Source organism: Streptomyces sp. KPB2 (assembly GCF_003950055.1).
Classification (GTDB): Bacteria; Actinomycetota; Actinomycetes; order Streptomycetales; family Streptomycetaceae; genus Streptomyces; species Streptomyces salinarius.
This window is the reverse complement of record NZ_CP034353.1, coordinates 3,999,487-4,014,367: the sequence shown is the minus strand read 5'-3', so window position 1 is coordinate 4,014,367 and position 14,881 is coordinate 3,999,487. Positions and strand designations below refer to the sequence as shown.

Genomic DNA, 14,881 nt, shown 5'->3' with positions numbered 1-14,881 from the left:
CGGAGCACGGCCCGCGTGGGCCACGGCGACTCAGACGCGGCCCGGCCCACCGCCGCCGAAGGATCCGCTCGATCCCGGCGACCAGCGGCGCCGGTGCTGGTCGTCGCCGCGGCGGCTGCCCGCGTGGTGCAGCTGGTAGGGCATGAGCCGGGGGCTTCCGTCCTCGTTCAGCGGGATCTCGTCGGGTTCGCGCATCTCCCGTTCCTCGTGGACGGGGCCGGTGTCCGGAAGGTGCGGCTGTTCGTCGGCGCGGGGTCGGTCGGGCTCCCGGATCATGACCCCGATGCCCCTGCGCACGGCCCAGATCAACGCGCCGGCGATCACCAGCCCGATGACGAAGACCACCACCACTTTCAGCCCGCCCGAGGGCGCGGCCAGCAGTACATACGTTGCCGTACTCATGTTCTGATTATGTACCCCCAAATGAGATAAAGCGCCTGATATGTCTGGGGTTCCGTTCCGTGATTGGGGTGGGCCGGGGGCTGGTACCCGGGCGGCACGGGGCGGTGTCGGCCTCGGGCCTCCGTCCCCTCCCGCGTCACCGGAACCGGTGGAAGGAGCACGCCCATGACCGCGCCGCTGACGGCCGACGCCCATGAGTACGGCCTGGTCGGGGACGGCGTCGCCGACGACGGGCCGGCCCTGCAGAAACTGGTGGACGCGCTCGGCGACGCCACCGCCGCCGACGGCCGGCCGCGCACCGTACGCGTGCCCGCCGGGCGCTACGCGGTCCGGGACCGGCCGGTGCTCTGGCGCAGCGGCGTCTCGCTGGTCGGCGCCGGACGCGGCGCCACGTGCTTCGAGCTGTCCAACCCCGGAGCGCCCACCCGGCCGGTGCCGCTGGCCTGGTTCACCACCGCGCAGCACGGCGCGGGCCGGGACCGCCACATCGCCGACGTCACCTTCGCCCACTTCGAGATCGACGGCCTGCGCGTGGAGACCGAGGAGTACGAGGTCCTGGCCAAGGGCCTGGGTCTGCAGTACGTGCTGCGCGGGCGCTTCACCGACCTGTACATCCACGACACCGCCGCCACGGGCTTCGGGTGCGACTTCCTCCAGGACACCGTGGTGGAGGGGGTACTGACCGAGCGGTGCGGGCGGCAGGACCCCGGCGAGGAGATGGGCGGCGCCGGCATCGGGATCGGGGTCGGCGGGTGGGGGCCGGTCGAGCGGCTGGCGGTGACCGACTGCGCCGCACGCGGCAACGGCACCAACGGCATCTTCCTCGAACTCCAGCAGGACCACTGGGTCCCGCCCCGCGGCATCCGCATCACCGCCTGCCACACCGAGGACAACCGCTACGGCATCTCCGACTGGGGCGCCGACGGGCTGATCGTCACCGGCTGCACCATGCTCGGCAACCACGTCGCCGGGTTCGACGTGTCGGCGCAGGGCACGACGAGCGTCGGCGGCCGCGGCGGCATCGTCACCGGGTGCGTGATCGACGCCAACCCCGGGGACGGCATCGCGCTCGGCAACACCCCCGGGCCGTACGGCTTCCACGGCAACCGCGTCAGCAACAACGGCCGGTACGGCTACTGGGAGCACAACCTGGCCGGCGGCGACCAGGAACCCGCCACGGACATCGTCCTGGAGTCCAACGACATCCACGACAACGCGCTGGACGGCATCCGCGTCGACGCCCCACTGCACGAGCCCGCGTTCCTCGGCAACCGGATCCGCGGCAACGGCCGCCGCGCCGCACCTGGAACCCGGGGCGGCGGCGAGGGCGTCCACTGCGGGCCGCTGTCCCTGACCGACGAACGGGCCGACTGGCTCCCCGGCGGCCACCGCGGCAAGGAGCTGACCGTCGGCGGCCCCGGGGAGACCGAGGTCACCGCCGTGGTCGTCGACAACACCGCGACCGGGCTGACCCTCGCCCCGAGGCGCCCGGGTGCCGACACCGCCTGGCCCGACGGCACCCCCGGCCCCGGCACCGCCTACCGCCTCCCGGACTGCCCGGCCCCGCGCACCGGCCTCACCGCCGCGGCCGCCGTGACCCACCCGTACGTCCACGGCAACCGCGTCCGCGACGACGGGCACCCCCGCACCCAGATCCACGCCGTGTGGATCGCGCCCGAGGCCACCTGGACCGGCGGCCGCGTCTCCGGCAACGACTTCAGCGGCAACGCCGCGGCGCCCACCCGCTTCGACTCGGCACCGAGCGGCGGCCGCTGGCGCGACAACGCGGGCTGAGGGCTCGGCGCGGACGGTGAGGTGACGCGGGCTGGCGGGTCGGCGCGGCCCGGCGGTGGCGACGCGGGCCGGCGGGGACGGCGTGGACCGGCGCGGCGGCGCGGGCCGGCGGGGTCGGCGGTGTGTGGTGTGGGCTGAAGCCGCGACCTGGGCTGATGGGTCGGCGCGGACGGTGAGGCGACACGGGCCGGCGGGTTGGCGCGGCCCGGCGGGGGCGACGCGGGCCGGCGGGACGGCGCGGATCGGCGGGGTGACGCGGGCTGGCGGGACGGCGTGGGCCCACGCAGGTCGGCGGGGCGACGTGGGCTGGCGGGTTGGCGCGGGACGGCGGGACGGCGTGGGCCGACGCAGGTCGGCGGGGTGACGTGGGTCGGCATGGGCGGCGCGGGCTGGCGGTGTGGCGTGGGCCGAAGCCGCGACGTGGGGCTGATGACTCGGCGCGGACGGTTAAGGCGACGCGGGCCAGTGCGGCGGCGTGGGCCGGTGAGGGGGCGTGGGGCGGCTCGGCGGCGTGGGGCGGTGTGGTGGTCTCCGTGTTGTCAGGGTGCTCGCAGCGCGTCCACCGCGATCCGGGCCGCGGTGCCGATCACCGCGTCCGCTGCCGGGAGCACGGCCGCCGTGTGGGCGGTGCGGGTGAAGACGGCGACGGCGTAGCGGCCGCCGTCCGGGTACTCGACGACGCCGATCTCGTTGCGCAGCGTCGGCAGGCTGCCGGTCTTGCCGGCCACGTGCACGTCGTCGAAGGGGAAGCCGGCGGCCAGACGGTGCGGCCACACCTGGAGGCCCATGATCCGGCGCATCGCGGCGCCGTACTCCGGCGGGCAGGCCTCGTCCCGCCACACCGCGCCGAGCAGGCGGGTCATGTCCCGGGGCGTGCTGCGGTTGGTGCGGGCCGGGTCCAGGGCGCGCAGCCGGGTGATGACGTGCGGGTCGGTCAGCGCCCGGGCACCGTCGGGCCCGGCGTCCTCGCGCATGGTGCCCAGCATCTCGCCGAAGCCGTACACCGCCCGCGTCCGGGTGAGGCCGAGCCGGGCGGTGGTGCGGTTGACGGCGTCCAGACCGACCCGGCGCAGCAGCAGGTCGGCGGCGGTGTTGTCGCTGACGGACATCATCAGGTACGCCGCGTCGCGCAGGGACAGCCGTACCGGGTCGAGCATGGCCGCGAGCCCCGTGGGCCCCGGGGTGCGTCCGGCGGGCGGGCACTCGACCTGCTCGGTCAGGTCCAGCGCCCCGGCCGCCGCCAGCTCGTGCAGCGTCACCAGTACACACGCCTTGTGGACGCTCGCCGTGCACACCGCCTGGTCCGCCCCGGTCCCGACCTGCGCCCCCGAGTCGATGTCCACGGCGTGCAGCCACCCGGTGACCCCGGCGTCGGCGAAGGCCGCGTCGAGCCGGGCGGCGGTGGCGGTGTCGGTCATAGCCAGAACTCCGATGCCGGACGAAGGTGCAGCGGCCGGGCGGCCGTCTCGGCGTGGGCGCCGGCCGTGGTGCGCAGGGCGTGGGTGGCCGCGTCCGCGAAGGCGCCGACGGCGGCGTCGCCGCGCCCCCTGGGCCAGGCCGCGGAGTGCCGCCACGCGGGCGGCGCCCCGGCCAGCGGGCGCCAGACCAGGTCCGGGTCGCCGGGGGTCACGAGCCGGGTGTCGCGGGGGCCGAGGGCGACGGCCCCGGACGACAGGACCAGCCCGCGGACGAAGCTGGCGCCCTGGCCGTGCCGTACGGCCGGGGGCGTGTAGCCGCCCCGGGCGCAGGCGGTGAGCAGGTCGTCGTAGACCGCGGGGGCGTCGGCGCGCGGGAAGAGGACCAGGTCGTAGCCGGTGAGGGCGGCGAGCGGCACCTCGTCCAGCCCGGTCTGCGGGGCGCCGCGCGGCAGCAGTACGCCGAGGTCGCGGCGGAGCACCGGGCCCAGCTCCAGGCCGGTGACGTCGCAGGGGTGGTGGATGAGGCCGACGTCCAGCTCGTGAGCGGCGAACCCGGCGAGCTGCTGGGCGGTGGTCAGCTCGTGCAGCTCCAGTTCGAGCCCCGCGTGCCGGCGCCGGAAGCCGGCCAGCAGCGCGGCGACGGTCTCGCCGGAGATGTCGGGGGACAGGGCGGCACGCAGCAGGCCGCTCTCGCCGTCCCGGATGCGCCGCGCGGCGGTCCGCAGGGACTCGGCGCGGGCCAGCAGCTCGCGGGCCTCGGCGAGCAGCAGCGTGCCCGCCTCGGTGATCGTCACCTGGCGGCTGGTGCGCTCGAAGAGCCGGACACCCAGCTCCTTCTCCAGCCGCTGGATGCGCTGCGACAGGGGTGGCTGGGCCATGCCGAGCCGGGCGGCGGCACGCCCGAAGTGTGACTCTTCTGCAACAGCCACAAAGCACTCCAGGTGCCGCACCAGGTCCACGACCAGTAATCATATCGGGGATTGATCGATCCGACATCCATATCGGTCTTGGACAGGGGCTCCGCGGGGTTGCTCTCCTCGGGCCATGCTCTCCTTTGGTGAACGTTCCCGCCGCTGGCCCGGCGTGCTCGCCCTCGCCCTCGTCCTTCCGCTGGCCGGCTGCGCCACCGACGCCGACCGTCCGGACGCGGCACCGCCGTCGAGCGGGTCGTCCGGCACCAGTAGCGGCACCGGCGGCGGCACCGGCGGCGGTACGGGTACGGCTACCGCGGCACCCGGAACCCGCGAACAGCTCCGGGTGGACGGCGACGTCCGCCAGTACCTCCTGCACCGGCCCGCCTCCACCCCCGCGTCCGCCACCGCCGACGGCCCGCGGCCTCTCGTAGTCGCCTTCCACGGCCGCGGCGCCGACGCCGCCGAGCTGCGCGCGAAGACCCGGCTGGAGAAGGCGGCCACCGCGCGGGGCATGCTCGTCGCCTTCCCCGAGGGCCTGGGCCACGGCTGGGGCGCGGGCACCCGGGCGACGAAGCAGCGCCCCGATCCCGACCTGGACGTACGGTTCACCGAGGCGCTGATCAAGCACTTGGTCCGCACCGAGCGGGCCGACCCCGAGCGGATCTACGTCGCCGGGTTCTCCAACGGCGGCTCGATGGCCCTGCGCATGGCCGCCGAGCGCCCCGCCCTGCTCGCGGGCGCGGCCTCCGTCTCCGGCCAGCTGCCCACGGGCGACGCCGCGGTGGAGCCCACCGGGCCCGTCCCGGTCATGGTCGTCTACGGCGCCGACGACCCCGTACGGCCCCTCGCCGGTCTGCCCACCCCGCCGCCGGACCCCGAGGAGCCGATCCTGCCGACCCGGTCGGCCCGGGACACCGCGGCGGCGTTCGCGCAGGCCGGGGGCGCGGGCGAGCCGGTCACACGGGAGGAGAAGGGCTACGACCGGACGGTGTGGCGGTTGGCGGCCGACGCCCCCGGCGGCGACCGGCGGCCCGACGGCACCGTGCAACTCCTCGTGGTCCACGACGCCGGTCACACCTGGCCGGGCTCGACCGTGCCCCCGCCCGAGGGATTCGGCCCGGTCGGCAAGGCCCCGAACGCCACCGACACGATCCTCGACTTCTTCACCGACCCCGGCCCCGACTCCGACGCCGACCCTGACCCCGGCCCCGGCCGCTGACCGACAAGGACCTTCCCATGTCCGACTCCCCCTACCTCGCCTCCCCCCGCCGCCGCAGGCCCCGCAACGGTGTGCGGGCCGTCGCCGCCGTCGGGGTCGTGCTCGCGATCGCCGCGGGCGGCTCGTACGCCGCCGGGTTCGGCCCCTTCGCGCGCGGCGACGACGGCCCCGACCCCGCCGCGATGAAACAGGCGCGCGCCTTCCTCGCCGACTGGGCCGCCGGGCGCCTGCCGAGCGCGGCGGGCCGCACCACCGAACCGGACAAGGCGCAGGAGGTGCTGCAGAGCTTCACCGCGGGCCTCGACATCGAGAAGCCGAAGCTGACGGCGGCGGACGACGGGGTGAAGGAGGACGAGGACGGCACCCTCGGTGTCCCGTTCACCGCGAGGATGCCGGTCACCGGCCTGGGCACCTGGACGTACGAGTCGCGGCTGCCGCTGCGCGAGCAGGACGGCGGCGGCTGGAAGGTGGACTGGCGGCTGTCCCTGGTGCACCCGAGGCTCAGTGACACCGAGAAGTTCCGCCTGGAGCGCGAGGAGACCGCCCCGCCGAAGGTCACGGACCGCGAAGGCACCTCCCTCGTGGGCGCCGACTACCCCTCCCTGGCCCCGCTCCTGGGCCGGCTCGCCGGTGCCGCGGGCGGTGGCGGCGGTCCGCGCGGCGCGGTCGAACTGGTCGACCGGGCCAGCGGCCGGACCGTGCGCACCGAGGCCTCCTTCGGCAAGAAGCCCGACCCGGCGACGGCGGACCGGCCCGTACGCACCACCCTGGACGCCACCTGGCAGGCGGCCGCCGAGAAGGCGCTCGGGAAGGCCGACGGCAAGAACGCCGCCCTGGTCGCCCTGCGCGTCGACAACGGCGAGGTGCTCGCCCTCGCCAACTCCCCCTCCTCCGGCTTCAACCGCGCCGCCTCCGGCACCTACGCGCCCGGCTCCACCTGGAAGATCGTCACCAGCAGCGCCCTGCTGCTCAAGGGCGCGGTCGCGCCCGACGACGTCGTGGACTGTCCCAAGTACCTGACGGTGGGCAAGGAGTTCCACAACGTCGAGACCTCCGAACACCCGGGCGCCACCTTCCGCAAGGACTTCACGGAGTCCTGCAACACCGCCTTCATCAGCCTGCGCGGCAAGCTCGACGACGGGGAGCTGGGCAAGGTCGCCCGCACCTACTTCGGGGTCGGCCAGGAATGGCACGTCGGCATCCCCACGTACGACGGCTCGGTGCCGGCGCCCAAGGACGCGACGGAGAAGGCGGCGTCGATGATCGGGCAGGGCCGGGTCCAGGCCAACCCGCTGATCATGGCGTCGGTGACGGCCACCGCGGTCTCCGGCGAGTTCCACCAGCCGTCGCTGACCGCGGGCAACCAGGACGGGACGCGCACCGAGCCGCTCCCCGACGAGGTCGTCGCCCAGCTGCGCGAGCTGATGCGGGCCACCGTCACCGACGGCACCGCGCGCGTGCTGGCCGACCTGCCCGGCGAGGTCGGCGCCAAGACCGGCACCGCCGAGGTCTCCGACGACCAGGACAACAACGGGTGGCTCGTCGCCCACCGGGGCAACGTGGCCGTCGCCGTCGTGGTCGAGGAGGGCGTCACCGGCGGCGGCTCGGCGGGGCCGGTCGTGCACAGCCTGCTGTCGGCCGTACCGGAGGACCCGTCCTGACCGGGCCGGCGGGAGGCGGGTCAGCCCCGGGGCGTGTCCTGGGTGCCGGTGCCGGTGTCGGGGTCCTCGCGCCGGACCGCCTCCCCCTGGATGACGCGCGGGGTCCCCGGCTCGTCCGCGTCCCTCGCGGCACGGGCCTCGGACTTGAGGATGCGGGCCGACTTGCCCGCCGAGCGGGTCAGCTCGGGGAGCTTCTTGATGGCGAGGACGGCGGCGACGACGATGAGAATGATCGCGAGTTCGCTGAGTCCGAACACGGTGCTCCCCTGGTGAACGTGCGGTGCGGGCCCGCGGCACGGGCCCGCACACGGAATCTACGGCAAGGTCGGCGGTCCCGGCGCCGCGGGCCGGGGCCTCGCAGGTCGCGGAGGCCCCGGGGGCTTCAGTGCCTCAGGGGCCGCAGAGGCCGCAGAGGCCTCAGGGGCCTCAGGGGCCTCAGAGGTCGAACTCGTGCGGCGGCAGGTCCAGGGCGTAGCAGGCCTCGCGGACCACGGCGCGCTCGTCCTTGTCGAAGTCCCCGTCGGCACCGCCGATCACGATGCCGATCTGCACCACGGCCCGGGCCTCGGCGGGCTTCTTCTTCGCCTTGGCGATCTCCTGGAGGATGCCGACCTTGCCGAAGGCGAAGTCGGCGGTCAGCTTGTCCAGATTCTCCTCGAACCGGCGGCGCAGGTCGTCGGCGGGGAAGTTCTGCAGCACCTCGTTGGTCGAGATCAGCTGGGCGACCCGCTGCCGCTCCGAGGGGTCGACGGTGCCGTCGGCCGCGGCGACCAGCGCGCACATCGCCATGCTCGCGTCGCGGAAGGCACCGCTCTTGAGGTCGTTCTTCTTCGCCACGAGCTGCGTCTGCATCTGCGACGCGGACTCCTTGAAGCGGTCCCACAGGGCCATGAGAACTCCGTACTCCGTACCGGTCGGAAGGGAAAGGGGGTGATCCTGACCCTCTACAGCACTGTAGAAGTTATCAGTCCTCCTCGTCCTCCGAGTCGCCCTCGAAGAAGTCCCCCACCTCGTCGACGACTTCCGCCGCCACCATCCCCCCGGCGATCCCCGCCGCGCCCGCGACGACGGCGGCGCCGATCCCGGGCCCACCGCCCGAGTGCCCCGACCCGTGATCGCCGTATCCCGACTCGTGACCGGCGTACCCGGACTCGTGGCCGTACACCGCGTGGGAGCCGTACGACGCACGGTGCTCGACCAGCTCCTGGATCCAGCCGTCGACGAGGGCGTTCCAGTCCTGCGGTCCCGCGGGGCCCTCGTGCGGCACGGAGAAGCGGCTGAGCGCGTCGTGGCCGCCGTGACCCTCGTGTCCGTCGGCGAACGGGCCGCCTCGCTTGTCCGCCTCCAGCACCACCTCCAGGGCGCCTGGAACGGCCAGGAACGTCAGCTCGATCTCGTTGACCTGGTGGGCGTAGCGCGGGGGCGGGGTCAGCTCGATCTCCTGGTAGAAGGGCAGCTGCTGACCGGTGCCGCCGATGCGGCCGTACTCCAGGTCGGCGGAGCGGAAGCCGAAGCCGAGCTGTCCGAGGGCCTCCAGGACGGCCTCCTGGGCCGGAAGCGGCGCCACGGTCAGCGGGTCCAGGTCGCCCTTGTCCCGGGCGCCGGCGACCGCCAGCTCCGTGCGCACGCCGAGCACGATGCCCAGGGGCTGCCCGTGCAGCTCTGTGGCCGGGGTCTCCCAGGGCAGCGGCACCGCGAACGGCAGGCTGGTCTCCTCGCCCGCCGCGAGCCGGAAGGCGCCGCCGACGACGTGCCGGTCGAAGGCGATCACGCCCTCTCCGTCGCCGTGCTCCTCGTGCTCGGTCTCCACGCGGGCCACCAGCTCCAGCGCGACCTGCTCGACGTCGTGGTCGACGGTGCCGCCGACCAGGTGGACCCGGCCCGACAGCATGCCCCCCGGTCGGGCGGCGCCCGGGTCGAGGACCGTGTCCACCGTGGGTCCGCCCACACCGAGGGAACCGAGCAGCCGCTTGAACACCATCGAGGCGTTCACTCCTTCACGTTCGTGCGGGAACTCCTGCGAGAGCACCCGTGGGAACAACCGGAATCCTCCGGCCGTTCTCTACAGGCGAGTAGAAGCATAGGGGTCTCAGGACTCCCGATCTTTTTGCTCGTCCTTTACCATGAGGGAGAACCCTCGGGTGCCCGGCTGGTACCGGCGCCCACCGACCCCGTTAAGGAGTCCCGTTCCGTAATGGAGCCCCCTAGTACCGGCCGTGCCACGGCCGGCCCGTCTGTTCCCCCGGTTACGCGTGAGGGAAGCGGGGTGGCACGGTGACCGAGGTCCTGCTGCTCCTGCTGGCCCTCCTCCTCACCCTCGCGTGCGCGCTCTTCGTCGCGGCCGAGTTCTCCCTCACCACCGTCGAGCGCGGTGACCTGGAGCGGGCCGCCGAGTCCGGTGAGCGCGGCGCCGACGGCGCCCTGAAGGCCGTACGCTCGCTGACCCTCCAGCTGTCCGGCGCCCAGCTCGGCATCACCGTGACCTCGCTGGTCATCGGCATGCTCGCCGAGCCGTCGATCGCCGTGCTGCTGCGCGGCCCGTTGACGGCGATCGGCCTGGGCGGCGCCGCCTCCACGGTGGCGACCCTGCTCGGCGTGATCCTGTCCACCGTCGTCCTGATGGTCGTCGGCGAGCTGGTCCCCAAGAACTGGGCGATCTCGCGTCCGCTGGCCGTCGCGAAGGTCGTCGCGGGCCCGCAGCGCGGCTTCACCACCGCCTTCGGCCCCTTCATCCGGCACCTGAACAACACGGCGAACCGCTTCGTGCGCCGCTTCGGCCTGGAACCGGCCGAGGAACTGGCGTCCGCCCGCAGCGCCGAGGAACTGGTCGCCCTGGCCCAGCACTCGGCCGCGGAGGGCGCCCTGGAGGCGGACTCGGCGGAGCTGTTCGTCCGTACGCTCCACCTGAGCGAGCTGACCGCGGAGAACGTCATGACCCCGCGCGTGGACGTCAAGGCCCTGGAGGCCCACGCCACCGCCGCCGACGCCGCGAACCTCTCGCACGCCACCGGCCTGTCCCGCTTCCCGGTCTACCGGGACAGCCTGGACGACGTCGTCGGCACGGTCCACATCCGCGACGTGCTGGCCCTGGAGCCGGACGAGCGCCGGACCACCCCCGTCACCGAGCTGGCCACCGCGCCCCTCCTGGTGCCGGACAGCCTGCCCGCCGACCGCCTCCTGGAGCGCATGCGCGCCACCCGCACCATGGCCGTCGTCATCGACGAGTACGGCGGTACGGCGGGCGTGGCGACCGTCGAGGACATCGTCGAGGAGGTCGTCGGCGAGGTGCGCGACGAGCACGACCCGGTCGAGATACCGGACCTGCTGCCCGCCCCCGCCGACGAGGACGGCCGCGCGGCCTGGGAGGCCGACGGCTCGCTGCGCCTGGACCACCTGGAGCGCATCGGCCTGACCGCGCCGGAGGGCCCGTACGAGACCCTGGCCGGCCTGGTCGCCACCCACCTGACGCGCATCCCCGCCAAGGGCGACGTGGTCGCCCTCGACGGCTGGCGCATCGACGTCCTCGACGTCGACCACCACCGCGCCGACCGCCTGCGCGTCACGGCCCCCGCGCCGGACGACGCGTCGCCGGCGCACGGAGACGCGGCGCCCGAGGACGCGCCGCGCGAGCAGTCGGCCGGCGACCGGTCGGCGCACGAAGAGCGGGAGCTGGCCCGATGACCGTCGTACAGCTCTTCATCGGCGCGCTGACGCTGCTGACCAACGCGTTCTTCGTGGGCGCCGAGTTCGCCATGATCTCGGTGCGCCGCAGCCAGATCGAGCCGCGCGCGAAGTCGGGCGACAAGCGGGCCCGGATGACCCTGTGGGGCCTGCGGCACATCTCCCAGATGATGGCCACGGCCCAGCTCGGCATCACCGTCTCCTCCCTGGTGCTCGGCGCGGTCGCGGAGCCGGCCATCGCGCACCTGATGGAGCCGGTGTTCGAGGCGGTCCACATGCCGCACGCCCTGGTCCACCCGGTCGCCTTCGCCATCGCCCTGACCCTGGCGACGTACCTGCACATGCTGATCGGCGAGATGATCCCGAAGAACATCGCGCTGGCCGCCCCGGCGACCACCGCGCTGCTCCTCGGCCCGCCGCTGGTCGCCCTCACCCGGGCCCTGAAGCCGGTCGTGTTCGGCATCAACGCCTTCGCCAACACGCTCCTCAAGCTGCTGCGGGTGGAGCCGAAGGACGAGGTCGAGGCCGTCTTCACCGACGACCAGCTGGCCCGCATGGTGGTCGACGCCAGCGAGGCCGGACTGCTCACCCCGGCCGACGGCGAACGCCTGCGCGACGCGCTGGAACTGGGCACCCGCCCGGTCGGCGAGATCCTGGTCCCGGTCCAGAAGATGCGCACGGTCCCGCACACGGTCACCCCGGCCGAGCTGGAACGCCTGGCCGCCCACGCGGGCTACTCCCGCTTCCCGGTCACCGGCCCCGGCGGCACCGTCCTCGGCTACCTGCACATCAAGGACACCCTGGGCCTGACCGACCGCGAGAGCCCCTTCCCGCGCACGGCCCTGCACCGCGTCACCCGCGTCCGCATCGACACCCCCCTGGACGACACCCTCACCGCCCTGCGCACGGAGGACAGCCACCTCGCCGCCGTCACCGGCGAGACGGGCGCGGTCCTGGGCTTCGTCACGATGGAGGACGTCCTGACGGAACTGGTGGGCCCGACGACCCCGGTGGCGCCCTAGCGGGCCCCGACGCGGCCGGCCGCCCCACCGGCCGGCCGCGCACCGGTGCCCCGAACCGGGCGCCTTGCGTACTCCGCCCCCGATTGCCCCCACCACGCATTAGAGTGCCGCCGTGCGTTGACTGTGCCGTGTGTCACACAGCGCGTGATGGCGGACGGGCGAGGGGAGCCCGTCCGGGCTCGAGAGCAAGTGTCTGGGGGGTTCCATGCACGACATGGTCAAGGGGTCCAACATCGCCCTGTCGGCGCTGAGCGACAGCGTCGGCTCGGTGATCGTGAGCCTGGGGTGGGCCAGCCCGACCGGCGAGGGCGACGCGGACGTGTCCGTTCTCCTGCTGGGCGGACAGGGGAAGGTGCGCAGTGACGCCGACTTCTACTTCTACAACAATCCGGTCGCTGCCGACGGCAGTGTGCAGCTCCTGGGCAAGGGCCCCGCGGGTGAGGGGAGCGAGGACCGCATCGTCTTCGACCTGACGGCGGTCGCGCCGGACGTCGAGCGCGTGGTCGTCGCGGCGAGCCGGTACGAGGGCGCCAGTTTCGGGGAGCTGGACGACCTCCGTATGACCTTGGCCGACGGAACCGGCGACGACCTGTTGCGGTTCGAGATCGAGGACGCCGGGTCGGTGAGCGCCTTCATCTTCGGCGAGCTGTACCGGCGTGGTGAGGACTGGAAGTTCCGGGCCGTCGGCCAGGGATACGACAACGGCCTGGCCGGGCTCGCGACGGACTTCGGCGTGGACATCGAGGACGACGCGGCCGCTGCGGACGAGCAGCCGGACGAAGAGGCGGAGGACACCGCGCGGCCCGCGTCCGGCACCGAGGAGCAACCGACCCGTGCCGGGCAGCCGGAGCCCTCGCCCGTGGCGTCGGCGGAGCAGGTGCCGCCCACGACGTTGGAAGCGGTTCCCGCTCCCCGGCGGTCCGAGGAGGACGCGCCGCCGAAGAAGGCCACCGCACGGCCGCGCACCGCCAAGAAGAAGGTCACCCTGCCCAAGGTGGTGAAGAAGTCCCTCGCGGAGAACGACTCCTGGAGAGAGGCGAGGCTCTTCCCGGTGTCCGCGCTCAAGAGCGACCGGGATCGTGAGATGCGCGCCACCTCGGTGCTGCTGTCGGTGATGGCGCAGGTGCCCGAGTTCGGCAGGAGACTCACCGCCGCCTTCGGCGCTCCGGCCGGCCGCATGGAGACCTTCACCGAGGTCTCGCTGCCGCACGGCGACACCCCGCGCCGTCCCGACGGCGTGATCCGGGTCGAGCGGGCCGGCAAGTTGTGGACCGCGCTGGTCGAGACCAAGACCAATGGCAACGCCCTCAAGCCCGAACAGGTGCAGGCGTACGCGGACATCGCCGCGCGTCGTGGCTACGAGGCCGTCATCACGCTGTCCAACGACGTCGCGCTGGAGGGCAGCCCACTCGTCGACATCAAGATCGACGGCCGGCGCAAGCACAAGGTCGCCCTGTGGCACCTGTCCTGGGCCGAGGTGGCCCACCAGGCGCAGATGCTGCTGCGGCACGAGGGCGTCGGCAACGCCGCACACGCCTGGCTGCTGCAGGAGCTTCTCCACTATCTCCAGCACGAGAACTCGGGCTGCCACGGCTTCCAGAACATGGGGGCGGCCTGGGTGCCCGTGCGCCGCGGCATCGACGACGAGACTTTGTGCCAGGGCGACCCGCGCCTGCTGGAGGTGGTCGAGAGCTGGGAGCGTCTCATCAGGCAGGTCTGTCTGGGACTCGGCGGTGAGCTCGGGCACAAGGTGCTCCCCGTACGGCGTGCCAAGCGCGGAGCCGACCCCGAGGCACGGCGGGCCGACATGGCGGACCGCCTCTGCACGGACGGCAGACTGCACGCGGAACTGCGCATCGAGGGCACCCCGGGCGTCCTGGCGATCACCGCCGACCTGCGCACCGGCAAGCTGCGCACGTCCTTCGACATCCCCGCACCCGAGCAGGGCTACCCCCTGACCTGGTCCAAGCGCCTCATCAGGCGGCTGGCCGAGGCACCGGCCGACCTGCACGTCGAGACCCTGGTCGAGGGGGAGGCGGGCGGACCGCGGGGCACCCTGGAGCGACTCCGCCCGGAACCCGGGGACATGCTCCCGAAGAACGGCGCCCAGATCACCGGCTTCCGGCTCTCCCTCTTCAAGGGCATGGGCAACTCCCGCGGCAAGACCGAGTCGGGCTTCATCCGCAGCGTCGACGACGCCGTGCATCGGTTCCACGGCTCCGTCATCGCCTCTTTGGACCGGTCGGCTCCGCGACCGGCGCCCTCGGCGGAGCGCGCCGCCGCGACCTGATCACCGAACGGAGCCGAGGAGCCCCGGCCACGCGGGCGGCCGGGGCTGTTCCGCGCCGGGGAGTGAGACTCGGTGCGTGTTCGAGACGATCTGGTGGCGTTGCCACATACGTGCCAACGACCGGCGCGCGGCCGAGCGTGTGGTCGGCCGGCTTGCGGCCCGGCTGGACCGGCCTCTCCGGACCGAGACCTACGAGCGGTACGGGAGATACCCGGAGCTGGCGCAGCTGTGCCTGATGTCGCCGCTCGGGGCGGTCGGTCCGGCGGCCGCGCTCCACACCGTTCTGCGAAGCGCCTGGCTGCTCGCATCGCCCTGGGCGTTGGGCGCCCCGACGGCGGACGGTGAATTCGACGGGGTGGCCTCGGTGAGCATCGGGTCCCGTTTCGTCGTCCCGGGAGTCGAGTGGATGGAGTTCCACGTCAATGACCTGCGGTGAAGGGAGCGTTGACGTTCCCGGCCGGGGGGAACCTGCGCGTGATC

Annotated in this window: 13 protein-coding genes; 7 read left to right on the top strand and 6 right to left on the bottom strand. The window is 73.7% G+C overall.

Annotated elements, in window-relative coordinates; all coding sequences use genetic code 11:
* Nucleotides 1–30: 30 nt before the first annotated feature.
* Nucleotides 31–402 (bottom strand): DUF6479 family protein, encoded by a 372-nt coding sequence (locus tag D1J63_RS17805; RefSeq protein WP_102929085.1) that lies wholly within the window; start codon nucleotides 400–402, stop codon nucleotides 31–33.
* A gap of 165 nt (nucleotides 403–567) precedes the next feature.
* Between D1J63_RS17805 and D1J63_RS17800 the strand changes: the two genes are divergently transcribed.
* Nucleotides 568–2,196 carry a right-handed parallel beta-helix repeat-containing protein gene (locus D1J63_RS17800; RefSeq protein WP_125629906.1) on the top strand — a complete coding sequence of 543 codons (1,629 nt, stop codon included), beginning with the start codon at nucleotides 568–570 and terminating at the stop codon, nucleotides 2,194–2,196.
* Between the two features lie 539 nt (nucleotides 2,197–2,735).
* Here D1J63_RS17800 and D1J63_RS17795 read toward each other — a convergent pair.
* Nucleotides 2,736–3,614: a serine hydrolase gene (locus D1J63_RS17795; protein ID WP_125629904.1), complete on the bottom strand. Its 879-nt coding sequence runs from the start codon at nucleotides 3,612–3,614 to the stop codon at nucleotides 2,736–2,738.
* The gene (locus tag D1J63_RS17790) at nucleotides 3,611–4,573 is read right to left on the bottom strand and encodes a LysR family transcriptional regulator (protein WP_125629902.1); all 963 of its coding nucleotides are present in this window, start codon (nucleotides 4,571–4,573) and stop codon (nucleotides 3,611–3,613) included. Before D1J63_RS17790 ends, D1J63_RS17795 begins: the two co-directional genes overlap by 4 nt.
* A gap of 85 nt (nucleotides 4,574–4,658) precedes the next feature.
* On the opposite strand from D1J63_RS17790, the gene D1J63_RS17785 reads away from it, so the two are divergent.
* Together D1J63_RS17785 and D1J63_RS17780 are read left to right on the top strand one after the other, a co-directional pair.
* Nucleotides 4,659–5,747, top strand: coding sequence for a PHB depolymerase family esterase (locus tag D1J63_RS17785; protein ID WP_125629900.1), 1,089 nt, complete (start codon nucleotides 4,659–4,661; stop codon nucleotides 5,745–5,747).
* Nucleotides 5,748–5,764: 17 nt separating this feature from the next.
* Nucleotides 5,765–7,408 (top strand): penicillin-binding transpeptidase domain-containing protein, encoded by a 1,644-nt coding sequence (locus D1J63_RS17780; protein WP_125629898.1) that lies wholly within the window; start codon nucleotides 5,765–5,767, stop codon nucleotides 7,406–7,408.
* Between the two features lie 20 nt (nucleotides 7,409–7,428).
* Here the strand turns inward: D1J63_RS17780 and D1J63_RS17775 are convergent, their stop codons facing one another.
* From D1J63_RS17775 to D1J63_RS17765, 3 genes are all read right to left on the bottom strand, one after another.
* Nucleotides 7,429–7,665 (bottom strand): twin-arginine translocase TatA/TatE family subunit, encoded by a 237-nt coding sequence (locus tag D1J63_RS17775; RefSeq protein WP_125629896.1) that lies wholly within the window; start codon nucleotides 7,663–7,665, stop codon nucleotides 7,429–7,431.
* Nucleotides 7,666–7,843: 178 nt separating this feature from the next.
* Nucleotides 7,844–8,299 (bottom strand): tellurite resistance TerB family protein, encoded by a 456-nt coding sequence (locus tag D1J63_RS17770; protein WP_102928683.1) that lies wholly within the window; start codon nucleotides 8,297–8,299, stop codon nucleotides 7,844–7,846.
* Between the two features lie 73 nt (nucleotides 8,300–8,372).
* A complete protein-coding gene (locus tag D1J63_RS17765) occupies nucleotides 8,373–9,389 on the bottom strand; it encodes a sporulation protein (RefSeq protein ID WP_125629894.1) in 1,017 nt (338 codons plus the stop codon).
* Between the two features lie 293 nt (nucleotides 9,390–9,682).
* On the opposite strand from D1J63_RS17765, the gene D1J63_RS17760 reads away from it, so the two are divergent.
* From D1J63_RS17760 to D1J63_RS37200, 4 genes are all read left to right on the top strand, one after another.
* Nucleotides 9,683–11,089 carry a hemolysin family protein gene (locus D1J63_RS17760; protein ID WP_125629892.1) on the top strand — a complete coding sequence of 469 codons (1,407 nt, stop codon included), beginning with the start codon at nucleotides 9,683–9,685 and terminating at the stop codon, nucleotides 11,087–11,089.
* Nucleotides 11,086–12,111 (top strand): hemolysin family protein, encoded by a 1,026-nt coding sequence (locus D1J63_RS17755; protein ID WP_102928685.1) that lies wholly within the window; start codon nucleotides 11,086–11,088, stop codon nucleotides 12,109–12,111. Before D1J63_RS17760 ends, D1J63_RS17755 begins: the two co-directional genes overlap by 4 nt.
* A gap of 205 nt (nucleotides 12,112–12,316) precedes the next feature.
* On the top strand, nucleotides 12,317–14,401 hold the full coding sequence (locus tag D1J63_RS17750) for a TerD family protein (RefSeq protein WP_125629890.1): 2,085 nt from the start codon (nucleotides 12,317–12,319) through the stop codon (nucleotides 14,399–14,401).
* 76 nt (nucleotides 14,402–14,477) lie between these two features.
* Nucleotides 14,478–14,837, top strand: a complete 360-nt coding sequence (locus D1J63_RS37200; protein ID WP_232250537.1) for a hypothetical protein — start codon at nucleotides 14,478–14,480, stop codon at nucleotides 14,835–14,837.
* Nucleotides 14,838–14,881: the final 44 nt, after the last annotated feature.

What these genes read in the sequence shown, in the direction of transcription:
- D1J63_RS17805 (WP_102929085.1), bottom strand. Translation starts at nt 402, where the DNA reads ATGAGTACGGCAACGTATGTACTGCTGGCCGCGCCCTCGGGCGGGCTG.
- D1J63_RS17800 (WP_125629906.1), top strand. Translation starts at nt 568, where the DNA reads ATGACCGCGCCGCTGACGGCCGACGCCCATGAGTACGGCCTGGTCGGG.
- D1J63_RS17795 (WP_125629904.1), bottom strand. Translation starts at nt 3,614, where the DNA reads ATGACCGACACCGCCACCGCCGCCCGGCTCGACGCGGCCTTCGCCGAC.
- D1J63_RS17785 (WP_125629900.1), top strand. Translation starts at nt 4,659, where the DNA reads ATGCTCTCCTTTGGTGAACGTTCCCGCCGCTGGCCCGGCGTGCTCGCC.
- D1J63_RS17780 (WP_125629898.1), top strand. Translation starts at nt 5,765, where the DNA reads ATGTCCGACTCCCCCTACCTCGCCTCCCCCCGCCGCCGCAGGCCCCGC.
- D1J63_RS17770 (WP_102928683.1), bottom strand. Translation starts at nt 8,299, where the DNA reads ATGGCCCTGTGGGACCGCTTCAAGGAGTCCGCGTCGCAGATGCAGACG.
- D1J63_RS17765 (WP_125629894.1), bottom strand. Translation starts at nt 9,389, where the DNA reads ATGGTGTTCAAGCGGCTGCTCGGTTCCCTCGGTGTGGGCGGACCCACG.
- D1J63_RS17755 (WP_102928685.1), top strand. Translation starts at nt 11,086, where the DNA reads ATGACCGTCGTACAGCTCTTCATCGGCGCGCTGACGCTGCTGACCAAC.
- D1J63_RS17750 (WP_125629890.1), top strand. Translation starts at nt 12,317, where the DNA reads ATGCACGACATGGTCAAGGGGTCCAACATCGCCCTGTCGGCGCTGAGC.